Here is a 14,865-nt window from a genome sequence, read left to right on the forward strand (position 1 = left end):
ACGGCAACACGCACTGCACAAAATTTGAAACCAGCTGTCAAAACCAGACCCACCACAGGGGCGGCAGGCCCGGCAAATTCAACCAATTCATAAAAACAAATCGGTATCAACAAACTTGGCACACTATTGAGTTCTCAAACAACAGACACATTCGAATATTCCCGAAACAATTCAGCAAGCTGAATTCATATTTCGTATTTCTTCGCTGCGATGTTTCAATCTTATTTCATTCATTCTCGCTTTTGCAAATCCGGTTGTTTTCCCGGAATTCACTCTGTCGGAATAAATCCGCCCAGCCAAAAGCGAAGCATTTCTTCAACCCACGCTCTGCGTGACCAAGAATTGCTTCTTATTAGTTGGGGGTTTGTCACCACTCAGCGGCGGCGACTCAGAAAACAATACACGCCCCTCCGCGGCCGTGCAAATCGGCTGCGGAGGGGCGTGCATGTGGCAAAGCGGAGGTGGCGTCTGCCCCTGTTACGGAACCAGGACTTCGACAGTGGCCAGGTTCTTCTTGCCCCGGCGGAGCAGCAGGTACTGCCCGTGCAGGAGCTCGTCCTCGGAAATCACGGCTTCCGGATCCAGCACCTTTTCGTTGTTCACGTAGGCGCCCCCTTCACCCACGGTGCGCCGGGCAGCAGACTTGCTTTCCGAAAGCCCGGAGGCAACCAGGAGATCGATGATTCCGAGTGCGTCCACCTGGACTGTGGCGGACGGAAGCTCGGACGTCGCCGCCTGGAGCGTGGACTTGTCCAGTGCAGCCAGGTCACCGTTTCCAAAGAGGGCGGCCGACGCGGCAATGACTTTTTCGGTGGCTTCCAGCCCGTGAACGAGGGACGTCACTTCGAAGGCGAGCTTCCGCTGTCCCTCACGGGCAAAGGGGCGCTCGGCAACAGCCGTGGCGATGTCCTCAATCTCCGCGCGGGTGAGGAACGTGAAGACCTTCAGCCGGTCCACCACATCCGCATCGGCAGTGTTGAGCCAGAACTGGTAGAAGGCGTAGGGGCTGCACATCCCGGCGTCGAGCCAGATGGCGTTGCCCTCACTCTTACCGAACTTCGTGCCATCCGAGTTGGTGATCAACGGCGTCCCCAGGGCGTGGACGCTCTTGCCCTCCACCTTGCGGATCAGTTCGGTTCCACTGGTGAGGTTGCCCCACTGGTCCGAGCCGCCGGTCTGCAACACGCAGCCGTAGTCGCGGTAGAGCTGCAGGTAATCCATGCCCTGCAGGATCTGGTAGCTGAACTCCGTGTAGCTGATGCCTTCATCGGAGTTCAGGCGCGAAGCGACGGCATCCTTGCGGAGCATGGTGCCCACCCGAAAGTGCTTGCCCACCTCCCGCAGGAAGTCGATGGCGCTCAGCGGCGCGGTCCAGTCCAGGTTGTTCACCATCCGGGCAGCGTTGTCCCCGTCAAAGCTGAGGAACCGCTGCACCTGGCCCTGAAGGTACCCAACCCACTCCGCCACCGTTTCCTTGGTGTTGAGCGTACGTTCCGCCGTAGGGCGGGGGTCGCCGATCATGCCCGTGGAGCCGCCGACAAGTCCCAGCGGTTTGTGGCCCGCCAGCTGCAGCCGCCGCATCACGAGCAGCTGGACCAGGTTGCCCAGGTGGAGGCTCGGCGCGGTGGGATCGAACCCGCAATAGTAGGTGACCGGCCCACCGGCGAGGAGCTTTTCCAGCTCTGCTTCGTCCGTGGAGACGTGGACCAGGCCACGCCATTTCAGCTCCTGCCAGATGTTGGCAAAAGTGGGGTCGTTCTGCTGCGATTCGACGCTGTTGATTTCTGACACGCTTTCTAAGTTAGCAGTACCGGTTCAGCGGACGATGCCGGCGGGTACCGGTTCTCCGGCTATCAGCCGCAGCCGCTGGGTGGCACGGGTCATGGCCACGTAGAGGTCGCCCACCTTGCCGTGCTCGTGGTTGAGCATCCGGGCAGGCTCCAGGACCACCACGCCGTCGAACTCCAGGCCTTTCGCGTCCCGGGGGCTGATGACCACGATGTCCTGTTCGTAGCTGCCCGCGCCCGTGCCGATGCGCCGACCGTAGGCGGCGCGCAGGGCTGCGGTGGCTTCCGGCAAAAGGTCCCCTTCGGCGATGACAGCCAGCAGGCCGCCGTCGAGCGCTTCAAGTTCTTCCGGCAGAACTTCCACGAGCCTCTTGACCAGGGTGCCCGGCTCCACTTCATCGATGATGGGCGACCAGCGTCCTTCACGGACTGCCTTCGGTGCAGACACCACCAGGCCGGCGGCGTTGGCCATCCGCACCGCGGCCTCGGCGATCTGGGACGGGGTGCGGTAGTTGACCGTCAGCTCCTCCAGCTGCCACCGGTCGCCGAACATCGGGGCGAGGGCACCCTGCCAGGAATTGGCACCGGCCACAGAGCTGGTCTGGGCAATGTCCCCCACGATGGTGAAGGACTTCAGGGGGCAGCGCCGGACCAGGAGACGCCACTGCATGGGCGAAAGCTCCTGGGCCTCGTCCACCACGATGTGCCCGAAAGCCCAGGTGCGGTCGCTGGTGGCACGTTCGGCAGCCGTCAGCCTGGCCTCGCGTTCCTGGTTCTGGTCCACGAGGTCTTCGGCCGTCATCAGGGCGTCAACCCCGGCGGTTTCCATGTTGACGAGTGTCTGCTTGGCGTTGGCAAGGTCGCGGGCACGGTCGTGCTCCTGCTGTGCCAGCCCCCGTCCCGCCGCAGGATCCAGCTCGCCGAGCAGTTCGGCGGCCTCGTCCAGCAGCGGGACGTCGGATTCGGTCCACGGCGCGTCCGAGGGACGCAACAACAATGCCCGTTCCGCCGAAGAAAGCTTGGGAGTGCAGAACTCCAGGATTGCCGGCTTGCTGAACAGTTCGGAGATCAGCTTCTCCGGCGTCATGGGCATCCAGCACAGGTTCAGAGCGATCCGCACGTCGCGCGCCGTCCGGACGTCCTCGGCCAGGTAGGAGCGGTCGGCGTTGTTCCCGATGTTGCCTGCCTCGACGATGTCGGTCAGCTGTTCCGTGAGCTCCCGGAGCAGGATCTTGACGAAGGTCACCCGTGCCTCGTTGTGCGGCTTCCCGGTGGACCGGGCACGTTCGCGGGCGCGGCGGACCTGCCGGGGCGTCAGCACCAGCTTCCGCCCGTCCACCTGCAGGATCATGTTTTCACCGGGAATCCGCTGCCGGTTGGACACGGCATTGGCCACAATGTCCGCCATGTCCAGGCGGCCCTTGATGGCTGCGACGGCGGCGTCCAGTTCCGGGACGGCCTGGATGCCGGGCATCAGGCGGCCAAGGCTGGCCATGACCACGCCGGTCTCACCGAGCGATGGCAGCACGCGTTCGATGTACTTCATGAACGACGACGACGGGCCCACCAGCAGCACGCCTGCGCTTTTGAGCCTGTCGCGGTGGGTGTAGAGCAGGTAGGCGGCGCGGTGCAGCGCCACGGCGGTCTTGCCCGTGCCGGGCCCGCCCTGGACCACCAGGGCACCGGAGATGGAGGAACGGATGATGCGGTCCTGCTCCGACTGGATGGTGCTGACGATGTCGGACATCCGGCCGGTCCGCTTGGAGTTCAGCGCTGCGAGCAGGGCGCCCTCGCCCTGCAGCGATTCGTTGTCCGCCAGCATTCCGGCGTCCAGGACGTCGTCCTCAATGGCCTTGACCTCGCGGCCCTGCAGGATCAGGTGCCGGCGGCGGCGCACACCCTGCCGGTCAAACGCTGTGGCCTGGTAGAAGTGTCCGGCTTCGGGCGCGCGCCAGTCCACCATGAGCCGCTGGAGGTCCTCGGTGGTGAGGCCGATGCGGCCGATGTACTGCGCTTCGCCCGAGTCCAGGTCCAGGCGTCCGAAGACCAGCCGGTCATCCACCGCATCCAGCTGCGCCAGGCGGTCCTCATACAGGGCGGCGAAAGCGTCACGTTCGGAAACGTTCTGCATGGTGCCTACAGCCCCGGCCCGGCGGACCTGCGCCAACTGCCGGCGCTTTTCCTCGCGGAGCTCTTCCAGCCGGGCATACAGGCCGGCTACATACTCCCGTTCGTGGGCCAAATCGGCGTCAAGCATTTAACGTTCCCCTATCGCAAAAGACAGACCGTCCATTCTACAACCATTTCCGTTAACGCTGGTGAAACTTGGCTGCGGCGGCCGCCCCGGCCACGTTTTTCGGTTTCCTGGGCTGGGCGGCCTTGTATTTGGAGACCGTGGGGTCCCCGGTGATCCAGAAGCGCCACGAGTACTCATCGGAGCCGCCTGCTCCGGCCACACCCACCCGCGGGCCGGAACTGACGTGCACGGCCGGCCCGGACGGAAGAACCAGCCCGAACGGTGGCGCCAGGGCGTCCCGCCCGCTGTCCGCCGTCGTTAAGCCCAATGCTTTGGCGAGCCGCGCGGGGCCGCTGGCGAGGTCGGCCGCGGTCTTGGACGTGGGCCGCCGCCGTTGCGCGAGCTCTACCCCGTCCACGATCTCCCCGGCACGCAGCAGCAGGGCGGAGGCTACCCCGTCCGGCCCGCACACGATGTTGGTGCAGTGGTGCATGCCGTAGGTGAAGTAGACGTAGAGGTGACCGGCGGGGCCGAACATCGGCGCGTTGCGGGGCGTGGGGCCGCGGTAGGTGTGCGATCCAGGATCAGGGTGCAGGGAATCCTCCGGCCCCAGATAGGCTTCCACCTCGGTCAGCCGGACGGAGACGGGTCCTTCGCGCGAATCGTGCGTGAGCACAGCACCCAGCAGCTTCGGGGCCAGCTCGCGGGCGTCGCCGGCGAGGATTTCCCGCAGCGGCGGACCGGCCGGCAAGGGATTTTCACTCATGGCCAGACCTTACCCAATTCCCCGCGGTCCAGCCGCAATGCACTGCCGGGCGGGCCACGGCCATGTCTGATTTCCGCTAGGAGGGGCGTCCGGCGGCTGGCAGGATGGAGTAATGGACTTCTGGCAGCGCTACCGGGCAATCGATGCCCGGGACACCCGTTTCGACGGGCAGTTCTACACTGCCGTGCGGACCACGGGAATCTATTGCCGTCCCTCGTGCCCGGCCCGGACGCCCAAGGCCGCGAACGTCACCTTCTACGAGACGTCCGCTGCGGCGCACGACGCCGGCTACCGGGCCTGCAAGAGGTGCCTTCCGGAGGCGGTTCCCGGTACCCCTGCCTGGAACCTTCGGCAGGACGTCGCCGGCCGCGCCATGCGCCTGATCAACGACGGCGTGATCAACCGGGACGGCGTGGAGGGCCTCGCTGCCCGGCTGGGCTATTCTTCCCGCCAGCTCAACCGGATCCTCGTGCAGGAGCTGGGTGCCGGGCCGCTGTCCCTTGCCCGGGCCGGACGGGCCCAGACAGCCCGCACCCTGCTGGTTTCCACATCCATGAAGCTCGCCGACATCGCGTTTGCTGCCGGCTTCAGCAGCGTCCGGCAGTTCAACGAAACCATGCTGGAAGTTTTCGACATGACCCCCACGGCCTTGCGCCTGACCGGACGGACCACAAAATCCGCGGCGGGCTCCACCGCGCTGACCCTCAGCCTCCCCTACCGCAAGCCGTTCGATCCCGGCATTTTCACGTTCCTGGCGGTGCGCGCCATCCCGGGAATCGAGGCAGGGACGGCTGCGTCCTACGCCCGGACCCTGCGGCTGCCCCACGGCGACGCCCGCTTCCGGGTGGAGTACGACGCCGGCGCCCGGGAGCGGCCCCTGACCCTCACCATCGGCGCGGTGGACCTTCGCGACCTGCCGGCGCTGCTGAGCCGCGTCCGCAGGTTGTTCGACCTTGACGCCGACCCCGAAGCCATCGACGGCGCCCTCGCGGAGGACAGCCGGCTCGCCAACCCAGTGGCGGAAGCGCCGGGCATCCGGATGCCCGGCGCGCTGGATCCGCAGGAACTGCTGGTGCGGGCGATGGTGGGGCAACAGATCACCGTGGCTGCCGCCCGGACCGCCTTGACCCAGCTGTCCGCAGCGGGGCGCCCCAGCACCGTCCCCGGCGACGGACTGGACCGGCTCTTCCCCACGCCGTCGGAAATTGCGGAGGCGGGACACCTGCTGCGCGGCCCCCGGCGGAGGACGGAATCACTCCTCAACGCCGCCGCCGCCATGGCAGAAGGCAGGATCGACCCGGGCTACGGCAACGACCTTCCCGGCCTCACCGCCATGCTGCTCCCGCTGCCCGGTGTGGGACCGTGGACAGTGGGCTACGTGGCAATGCGGGTGCTTGGCGCCCCCGACGTCTTCCTTGCCAACGACGCCGCCGTCCGGAACGGGATCCGGGCCCTGTCCACCGGCGGCAACACCGAACTGAGCCCGGACTTCCAGGAAGTCAGCCCCTGGCGCTCCTACGCCACCATGCACCTGTGGCGGGCTGCCGCCGCACCCAAAAGCCTTGCCCTGAATGTCGTTCCCCTGAAAGTGATGCCATGAAAGCCCAACTGCTCACGATGTCCACGCCGGACGGCCCCTTCACCATCCTGGCCCGGGACGGGGTGGTCCTGGCCTCCGGCTGGACAGCGGAGGTCACCGAACTGACCGGCCAGATCCACCCGGCACTTCTCCCGTCATCCATGGAGACGGTTTCGGGGCTGGGTGCGGTTTCGCTTGCGGTGGAGGCCTTCTACGACGGCGATCCGGGCCCCGCCATGGACGTGCCGGTCCGGCAGCAATCGGGGCCGTTCCGGGCCCACGCCTGGGATGTCCTCCGGCTGGTCAAACCCGGTTTTCCGGTGACGTATACGGAGTACGCCGCCTTGGCGGGCAACGCCAAAGCCGTCCGGGCCGCCGCCAGCGCCTGCGCCTTCAACGCCGCTGCACTGTTTGTTCCCTGCCACCGCGTTATCCGGACTGACGGCTCGCTGGGCGGGTTCCGCTGGGGCCTGCGCGTGAAGGAGAGCCTCCTGGCCCGCGAAAAAATCTGAACAGCCCTCATTGCCCTATCACTTGTGGTTCCCAAACCAGGGTTTTAGGGACCAAGAGTGATAGGGCAACGGAAGGCCTGTCCGGCTATTGGGGGGCCGGCGTGCCCGCCGGCCAGGGCAGCAGCTGGGGCAGGTCGGTGCCGTCGGCGGCGGCAGACGCCCGCAGGCTGCCCAGTGATGGCTCGCGGCCGGCCAGCCAGGCGGCAATGTCCGTGAGCATGCCGCTGATCACGATGGAACGGTTTCCGCTGCCGATGCTGACGGGCGGCAGGCCCAAGGGCTGCAGCACCAGCTTGTCCTCCGACGGTACCCGGGCAGCGAGGAATTCGAACAGGTGGTCGCAGAACTGCCGGCTCCACGTTTCCGGTCCCCTGCCCGTGTTCAGATCCGAGGCATGGATGACGAGTTCGCGCCAGAGCGCCAGGCCGCCGTCGAGCACCACTCCCCCGCGGTAGGCGATGGGGGCCCACCACCCGATGCGGTGCGCCGAGGAATCCTTGACGTCCGGCAGCGCGTCGAAGGCCTTGAGGACCCGTTGCAGAGCCGCGCCGAGGTCTGCACGGTGGGTGGCGGCGTCATGTCCTGCAGCCATCTCGATGGCCCTGTTCCGGCCCTCCATGCCGCCGTCGTATAACTCAATGGTCTCCTCGCGCGCTGCATACTCGAGCTGCCGGGCCATGGCGTTCGAGATCCCGGTGAGGTGGGCAAGGACATGCCCCCGTGTCCACTTCGGAAGGGCGGAGGGAGCCCGCACGTCCTCGTCGCTGAACTTTGCAGCATCAGCGGCAACGGTGTCGGCGGCCTTGTGGAGCCATGCGAGCAGGTCATCGGGTGCGGGAGCTGTCATGGCGCCCATCCTAGCCCGGACGGTTGCCGTCGGGACCGAGACGGTGCCGCACGTGCTCGCCGTCGTTGCTGGCCTGCCAGAACTCGTACTCCGTGGGCTGGACGGCGTAGAGCTGCCAGTTGGGGTTGTCGCTGCCGTCGGCGCGGGGCCGCTCGTGCCAGTCAACGGCGGACGCCTCCGCCGACAGTTCCACGACGGGACCCGCCACCCGGACCTGCCGGCCCTGGGAGGGCCAGTAGAAGTTCATGGCAGCCCGCGGTGCCTCGGCAAGCTCCCGGCCCTTGCGGGAGTTGCGGGATGTGGCGAAGTGCCAGCCGTCGTCGTCGATGTTTTTCAGGATCAGCATCCGGGACGACGGCTGTTGCCCGGCGCTGACAGTGGCGAGGCTGAACGCGTGCGGCTGCTGCTCCCCTGCGGCCAGCGCCTCGTCCAGCCACTGTTTGAACAGCTCAACGGGATCTGCCGGCGCGTTCTCCGGATCAAAGCCCGGCAGCGACTCCGGAAAGTCGGGAAGCGTGCGAAGGAACTTTCGGAACGTTTCGCTCATGCGTCCAGCTTAAACGCCGCGAGATGGCACTTCACGGCAGTGTTTATGAAAAACATTGCCGCGAAGTGCCATCTCGCGGGGTGGTTAGCCGGCGTACTCCCGGACGCCCGCGAGCTCGGCTTCCAGCGCAACCAGTTGGCGTTCGACGGCGGCGGGTGCGGTGCCGCCCTGTGAGTTGCGGCTGTTCAGCGACCCTTCCGTGGACAGGACCGTCCGGACCTCAGGCGTCAGGTGGTCCGAGATGGCGGCGTACTCCTCATCGGTCAGGTCCCACAGTTCCACGCCGCGGCTTTCGGCCTGCTTGACCGCAGCACCAGACAGCTCATGCGCCTCGCGGAACGGCACACCCTGGCGGACCAGCCATTCGGCAATGTCCGTCGCCAGCGCGAAGCCCTGCGGTGCCAGGGATTCCATCCGCTCCGTGTTGAACGTGAGCGTGGCGATCATGCCGGACACGGCCGGAAGCAGCAGCTCCAGGGTGTCGGCGGCATCGAAAACCGGCTCTTTGTCCTCCTGCAGGTCGCGGTTGTACGCCAGCGGCAGGCCCTTGAGCGTGGCCAGCAGCCCGGTCAGGTTGCCGATCAGGCGCCCTGCCTTGCCGCGGGCCAGTTCCGCCACATCCGGGTTCTTCTTCTGCGGCATGATCGAGGACCCCGTGGAGTACGAATCATGCAGCGTGACGAAGGAGAACTCCTTCGTGGCCCAGAAAATGACTTCCTCGGAGATCCTGGACAGGTCCACACCGATCATGGAGCACACCCAGGCGAACTCGGCGAAGACGTCGCGCGATGCGGTGCCGTCGATCGAGTTGTGGGCTGCCGAGTAGAAGCCAAGGTCCGCCGCCACGGCTTCGGGATCCAGGCCCAGCGAGGACCCTGCCAGCGCGCCCGAACCGTACGGGGACACACCGGCCCGCTTGTCCCAGTCCTGGAGCCGCTGCACATCGCGCAGCAGTGCCCAGGCGTGGGCCAGCAGGTGGTGGCTGAGCAGGACCGGCTGGGCGTGCTGCAGGTGGGTGCGGCCCGGCATGGCCACTCCGTGGTGGGCCTTGGCCTGGTCCACCAGGGCATCCACCGTGGCCAGCACGCCGCGGGCGATGATCCGGGCATGGTCGCGCAGGAACATCCGGCCCAGGGTGGCCACCTGGTCGTTGCGGGACCGGCCGGCGCGGAGCTTGCCGCCCAGCTGGACCCCGGCCCGCTCGATGAGGCCGCGCTCCAGGGAACCATGGACGTCCTCGTCGGACTCCGCCGGCAGGTAGGCGCCTGAGGCAACGTCCTCGTCCAGCTGGGTCAAGGCCGAGAGCATGCCCTCAAGCTCGCCGTCGTCCAGCAGCCCTGCCTTGTGCAGCACGCGGGCATGCGCCTTGGAACCGGCGATGTCGTAGCGCGCCAGCCGCCAGTCGAAGTGCGTGGACTTGCTCAGCGCGGCCAGGGCATCCGCGGGGCCGCCGGCGAACCGGCCGCCCCACAGTGCGCCCTCGTTGGTAGCGCTGGTCACTGACCTGCGACCCGGATGTCGCGGCCGGAGGCTACCTTGGCGGACATGCCCCACAGCTCGATGAAGCCTTTGGCCATGGACTGGTCGAAGGTGTCACCGGTGTCGTAGGTGGCCAGCGAGAAGTCGTACAGGGAGGTGTCGGAGCGGCGGCCGTTGACGATGGCCTGGCCACCGTGCAGGGTCATGCGGATGTCGCCGGAGACGTACTTCTGGGTGTCCTCGATGAAGGCGTCCAGGGAGCGCTTCAGCGGGGAGAACCACTGTCCGTCGTACACCAGCTCTGCCCAGCGCTGGCCAACGGTGGCCTTGAAGCGGGCCTGCTCGCGCTCGATGGTGATGTCCTCAAGGTGCTTGTGCGCAGTGATCAGTGCCATGGCGCCGGGGGCTTCGTAGATTTCGCGGGACTTGATGCCCACCAGGCGGTCCTCGACGACGTCGATGCGGCCAACGCCCTGGGCGCCGGCACGGCGGTTGAGTTCCTTGATGGCCTGCAGCGGGGTGACCCGGACGCCGTCGATCGCTACCGGCACGCCGGCTTCGAAGGAGATGGTGACCTCATCCGGTGCCGGCGGGAACTCCGGGGTGGCGGTGTAGTCGTAGATGTCCTTGGTGGGCGCGTTCCAGATGTCCTCGAGGTAACCGGTTTCGACGGCGCGGCCCCAAACGTTCTGGTCGATCGAGTACGGGTTCTTCTTGGTGGTCTCGATGGGCAGTCCCTTTTCCTCGGCGAAGGCGATGGCCTTGTCGCGGGTCAGGGCGAGGTCGCGGACGGGGGCGATGCACTTCAGGTCCGGGCCGAGGGTCTGGATGCCGACCTCGAAGCGGACCTGGTCGTTGCCCTTGCCGGTGCAGCCGTGGGCAACGGTGGTGGCGCCGAACTCGCGGGCGGCCTTGACCAGGTGCTTCACGATCACGGGGCGGGAGATGGCGGAGACCAGCGGGTAGTGGCCCTGGTAGAGGGCGTTGGCCTTCAGGGTGGGGACGCAGTATTCGTTGGCGAACTCGTCGGAGGCGTCGGCCACGTAGGCTTCGACGGCGCCGCAGCCCAGGGCGCGCTGGCGGATGGTCTCGAGGGACTCGCCGCCCTGTCCGACGTCCACCGCCACGGCGATGACCTCAGCGCCGGTGGCTTCGCCGATCCAGCCGATGGCTACGGACGTGTCCAGGCCGCCGGAATAGGCCAGCACAATGCGTTCAGTCACTTTAAATGCTCCTTGTTGGGGGTTTGTTGGTTGTTGCCTTCAAGCTTATTGCCCGGCTTCCTCTGCCAGTTGCAGGAAGCGGGCGGCGAGGTCCGGACCTCCGAGCGGGTCCCGGGAGACCAGCAGGACCGTATCGTCCCCGGCGATGGTGCCCAGGATGGACGGCATCACCGAATGGTCGATGGCCAGGGCCAGGAAGTTGGCTGCACCGGGCGGGGTCCGGAGCACCACGATGTTGGCCGAGGCTTCGGCCGTCACCAGCAGTTCACTGCACAGCCGGGCGAGCCTTGCGTCCAGGATTTCCTGGCTGACGCCGCTCTTCGCGGCCCGCTCGCCCCCTTCGCCGGGGACTGCGTACACCAGGACGCCCTCTTTCCCGCGGACGCGGACCGCTCCCAGTTCCACCAGGTCCCGCGACAGCGTTGCCTGGGTGACCTGCACGCCGTCGTCCGCCAGCAAAGCGGCCAGCTCGGCCTGGGAACGCACCGACTCACCCGTCAGGATGGCGGTGATGCGCGCCTGGCGGGCGGTTTTGGTGGCCGGGCTGGAGCCCGGCACCGACGGGCTGGTGGACACTAGAACGTGCTCTCCCCGGTGCCTTCAACGGGTGCAAGACCGTCGACGAATGCCAGGCCGGAGCGGTGCATCAGCCAGGCCATCAGCGCTTTCTGGGCGTGCAGGCGGTTTTCCGCCTCGTCCCACACGATGGACTGGGGGCCGTCGATAACCCCTGCCGAAATTTCGTAGCCGCGGTAGGCCGGCAGGCAGTGAAGCACGACGGCGTCTTCCGCAGCCTGTGCCATGGCCGCCTCGTCCACGGAGTACTCCCGGAACAGCTGCAGCCGTGCTTCCTTTTCCGCTTCCTGGCCCATGGACACCCAGGTGTCCGTGGCCACCACGTCGGCGCCCTTGAGCGCTTCTGCTGCATCCGTGGTGATCAGGACCGAGCCGCCCGTCTGGGCGGCGCGTTCCTCGGCAGCGGCAACGATATCCGCGGCGGGCAGGTACCCTTCGGGCCCGGCGATGCGGACGTGCATTCCAGCCGTGACCCCGGCCAGCAGGTAGGAGTTGGCCATGTTGTTGGCGGCGTCGCCCAGGTAGCTCATGGTGAGGCCCTTGAGCTCGCCCTTGTGCTCCTTGACGGCCAGCAGGTCGGCCAGGAGCTGGCACGGGTGGTAGTCGTCGCACAGCGCGTTGATGACGGGGACCTTCGAGTTTTCCGCCATGGCCACCAGGCCGGAGTGTGCACCGGTACGCCACACGATCGTGGAGACCATCCGCTCCAGGACCTTGGCGGTGTCCTCCACGGATTCCTTGTGGCCGATCTGCGCCTCGCCGGGGTTGATGATCAGGGCGTTGCCGCCCATGTCCGCGATGCCCGTGGCGAACGAGACGCGGGTGCGGGTGGAGGTCTTGTCGAAGATCACGGCGACGGTCTTGCGGCTGTTGCCCTCCGCCGCGAAGGGCTGGACGCTGTAGGGCGCCGCCTTCATGCGCGCGGCAAGCTCCAGGACCTCAGCCTGTTCTGCCGGGCTGAGGTCGGTGTCCTTGAGGAAGTGCCGGGTGGTGTTCTTCTCAGGGGCTGCGCTGGTGGAAACGGCAGAAGTCACTGGGCGTCCTTAGCTTTCTGGAGGATTGCCGGGAAGGCGGCGAGGAAGGAGTCGGCCTGGGCCGTGGTGAGGACCAGCGGCGGTGCCAGGCGGATGGTGCGCGGTCCCGGGCTGTTGACGATGAAGCCGGCATCCAGCCCGGCCTGCACCACGGCCGGCGCCACGTCGGCGTCAAGGTCGAAGCCGATCAGCAGGCCTTCGCCGCGGACCTCGGTGACGCCCGGGACGGCCGCCAGCGCGGAGCGGAGGTGCTCCCCCACCAGGCGCACGTTGTCCAGCACATGCTGGTTTTCGATCGCGTGCAGCGTGGCGAGGGCGGCCGCCGTTGCCACGGGGTTCCCGCCAAAGGTGGTGCCGTGCTGGCCCGCGGACAACAACGACGACGTCTGCTCGCCCATCGTGACCAGGGCACCGATGGGGAAGCCGCCGCCCAGGCCCTTGGCCAGGGTGATGGCGTCCGGGACAATCCCGGCGTCCTCGCTGGCGAGCCACTTGCCGGTCCGGCCGATGCCGGTCTGGACCTCGTCCAGGATCAGCAGCGCACCCGCCTTGGTGGTGGCGTCCCGGGCTGCCTGCAGGTAGCCCGGCGGAAGGTGGCGGACACCGGCTTCGCCCTGGATGGGCTCCAGGAAAACGGCGGCCACCGTTTCGTCGACGGCGGCTTCCAGTGCAGCAATGTCGCCGAACGGAATGTGGACCACGCCGCCGGGCAGCGGCTCGAAGGGCGTCCGGTACGCTTCCTTGGCGGTGAGGGCCAGCGCTCCCATGGTGCGCCCGTGGAAGGCCCCTTCCAGTGCCACGATTTTTGTCCGCGTGGGCGTTTCACCTGCGGCTGCACCGGAGTTGCGGCGGGCGAGCTTGAACGCGGCCTCGTTGGCCTCGGTGCCGGAGTTGGTGAAGAACACTTTGGACCCGGCCGGCGCGTGTGCCAGCGCCAGGAGCTTTTCGGCCAGCGCGATCTGGGTGGGGCTGGTGAAGAAGTTGGAGACGTGCCCCAGGGTGGCCAGTTGGCTGGCGATAACCGAGGTGACGAACGGGTGGGCGTGGCCCAGCGCGTTGACGGCGATGCCGCCCAGCAGGTCCAGGTATTCCTTCCCGTCGGCGTCCCAGACCAGGCAGCCGGCACCGCGGACCAGGACGCGCTGCGGGGTGCCGAAGACGCCCATCAGGGAGGTGGAGTAGCGGGCCAGCCACTCCGACCCTGCGTGGCCGCTGGTTTCCACCAGTTCGGTCAACGGGGTTTCGGGCAGCTCAGCCACCGTGGCCTTCTGATTCTGGTTCATGCGTTGGTCTCCTCGTCCGGAACCACCTGGGTACCGATTCCGGCGGTCGTGAAAGTTTCAAGAAGCATGGAGTGCGGCAGTCGGCCGTCCACGATGTGCGCCCGTTCCACTCCCTCGTCAATGGCCTTGAGGCACGCTGCCATTTTGGGGATCATGCCTGATTCAAGTTTCGGCAGCATTCCCCGCAGCTCGGTGGCCGTGATGGAGGAGATCAGCGAGGACTTGTCCGGCCAGTTGGCATAGAGTCCCTCAACGTCAGTCAGGATCACCAGCTTGGACGCACCCAGCGCGGAGGCAACGGCAGCGGCGGCGGTATCGGCGTTGACGTTCAGCACCTGGCCGGTGGGCTGGAACCTGGCGGCACCGGGGACGCCGTCGCCGCCGTCGACAATTTCCGGGGCCACGGTGGAGATCACGGGGATGCGCCCGGCGTCGAGAATGTCCTTGATCCCGGCGGGGTCGACGCCGACCACCTCGCCCACCAGTCCAAGGTCCACTTCTTCGCCATCCACCACTGTCCCGGTGCGGACGGCGCGCAGCAGGCCGCCGTCCTCCCCGGACATGCCGACGGCGTAGGGCCCGTGGGAGTTGATAAGCCCCACCAGTTCCCGTCCCACCTGTCCGGTGAGCACCATGCGGACCACGTCCATGGCTTCAGGGGTGGTGACGCGGAGTCCGCCCTTGAATTCGGATTCGATGCCAAGCCGGCCGAGCATGGAGTTGATCTGCGGGCCTCCGCCGTGGACCACCACGGGGTGGATCCCCACGTGGTGGAGGAACACGATGTCCTCGGCGAAGGCGCGGCGCAGGTCATCGTTGACCATGGCGTTGCCGCCGTACTTGATCACCATGGTGGTGCCGGCAAAGCGCTGGATCCAGGGCAGTGCCTCGATCAACGTTCCGGCTTTTGCCTGGGCGTCGGACATGCTGGTGGTCTCGCGCGTCTGGGTGTTCATGCTGTCGCTTCCGCAGGGGTTCCGGTGATGGGCCAGTGCA

General features: G+C 66.9%; 13 protein-coding genes. 2 read left to right on the forward strand and 11 right to left on the reverse strand.

From position 1 onward, the window contains the following. Positions 1 to 477: 477 nt before the first annotated feature. Genes tyrS through DXK94_RS10805 form a run of 3 tightly spaced genes read right to left on the reverse strand, consistent with a single transcriptional unit; the run spans position 478 to position 4,789 of the window. Positions 478 to 1,791, reverse strand: a complete 1,314-nt coding sequence (gene tyrS / locus DXK94_RS10795; RefSeq protein WP_115524991.1) for a tyrosine--tRNA ligase — start codon at positions 1,789 to 1,791, stop codon at positions 478 to 480. Positions 1,792 to 1,815: 24 nt separating this feature from the next. Beyond that, positions 1,816 to 4,044 (reverse strand): AAA family ATPase, encoded by a 2,229-nt coding sequence (locus DXK94_RS10800; RefSeq protein ID WP_115524992.1) that lies wholly within the window; start codon positions 4,042 to 4,044, stop codon positions 1,816 to 1,818. Between the two features lie 52 nt (positions 4,045 to 4,096). Then, a complete protein-coding gene (locus tag DXK94_RS10805) occupies positions 4,097 to 4,789 on the reverse strand; it encodes a DNA-3-methyladenine glycosylase (RefSeq protein ID WP_115524993.1) in 693 nt (230 codons plus the stop codon). A gap of 112 nt (positions 4,790 to 4,901) precedes the next feature. Here DXK94_RS10805 and DXK94_RS10810 point away from each other — a divergent pair, with 112 nt between their 5' ends. Both DXK94_RS10810 and DXK94_RS10815 read left to right on the forward strand, forming a co-directional pair. Then, on the forward strand, positions 4,902 to 6,389 hold the full coding sequence (locus tag DXK94_RS10810; RefSeq protein WP_115524994.1) for an AlkA N-terminal domain-containing protein: 1,488 nt from the start codon (positions 4,902 to 4,904) through the stop codon (positions 6,387 to 6,389). After that, positions 6,386 to 6,880, forward strand: coding sequence for a methylated-DNA--[protein]-cysteine S-methyltransferase (locus DXK94_RS10815; RefSeq protein ID WP_115524995.1), 495 nt, complete (start codon positions 6,386 to 6,388; stop codon positions 6,878 to 6,880). The genes DXK94_RS10810 and DXK94_RS10815 overlap by 4 nt, the downstream gene beginning before the upstream one ends. An 85-nt stretch (positions 6,881 to 6,965) precedes the next feature. On the opposite strand, the gene DXK94_RS10820 is transcribed toward DXK94_RS10815, so the two are convergent. The 8 genes from DXK94_RS10820 to argB form a co-directional block, all read right to left on the reverse strand. After that, entirely contained in the window at positions 6,966 to 7,727 is a 762-nt protein-coding gene (locus DXK94_RS10820) for a maleylpyruvate isomerase family mycothiol-dependent enzyme (protein ID WP_115524996.1), read from the reverse strand. A gap of 10 nt (positions 7,728 to 7,737) precedes the next feature. Further along, the gene (locus tag DXK94_RS10825) at positions 7,738 to 8,274 is read right to left on the reverse strand and encodes a pyridoxal 5'-phosphate synthase (protein ID WP_115524997.1); all 537 of its coding nucleotides are present in this window, start codon (positions 8,272 to 8,274) and stop codon (positions 7,738 to 7,740) included. An 84-nt stretch (positions 8,275 to 8,358) separates the two neighbouring features. Next, the gene (gene argH, locus DXK94_RS10830; protein WP_115524998.1) at positions 8,359 to 9,774 is read right to left on the reverse strand and encodes an argininosuccinate lyase; all 1,416 of its coding nucleotides are present in this window, start codon (positions 9,772 to 9,774) and stop codon (positions 8,359 to 8,361) included. Next, on the reverse strand, positions 9,771 to 10,976 hold the full coding sequence (locus tag DXK94_RS10835; protein WP_079595447.1) for an argininosuccinate synthase: 1,206 nt from the start codon (positions 10,974 to 10,976) through the stop codon (positions 9,771 to 9,773). Before DXK94_RS10835 ends, argH begins: the two co-directional genes overlap by 4 nt. A gap of 45 nt (positions 10,977 to 11,021) precedes the next feature. Further along, on the reverse strand, positions 11,022 to 11,552 hold the full coding sequence (locus tag DXK94_RS10840) for an arginine repressor (protein WP_079595448.1): 531 nt from the start codon (positions 11,550 to 11,552) through the stop codon (positions 11,022 to 11,024). Continuing rightward, a complete protein-coding gene (gene argF, locus DXK94_RS10845; protein ID WP_079595449.1) occupies positions 11,552 to 12,586 on the reverse strand; it encodes an ornithine carbamoyltransferase in 1,035 nt (344 codons plus the stop codon). The genes DXK94_RS10840 and argF overlap by 1 nt, the downstream gene beginning before the upstream one ends. Continuing rightward, positions 12,583 to 13,869, reverse strand: a complete 1,287-nt coding sequence (locus DXK94_RS10850; protein WP_115524999.1) for an acetylornithine transaminase — start codon at positions 13,867 to 13,869, stop codon at positions 12,583 to 12,585. The genes argF and DXK94_RS10850 overlap by 4 nt, the downstream gene beginning before the upstream one ends. Further along, positions 13,866 to 14,825: an acetylglutamate kinase gene (gene argB / locus DXK94_RS10855; protein WP_079595451.1), complete on the reverse strand. Its 960-nt coding sequence runs from the start codon at positions 14,823 to 14,825 to the stop codon at positions 13,866 to 13,868. The genes DXK94_RS10850 and argB overlap by 4 nt, the downstream gene beginning before the upstream one ends. Positions 14,826 to 14,865: the final 40 nt, after the last annotated feature.

The sequence above is a fragment of the Arthrobacter sp. RT-1 genome, from assembly GCF_003367205.1.
Taxonomy (GTDB): Bacteria; Actinomycetota; Actinomycetes; order Actinomycetales; family Micrococcaceae; genus Arthrobacter.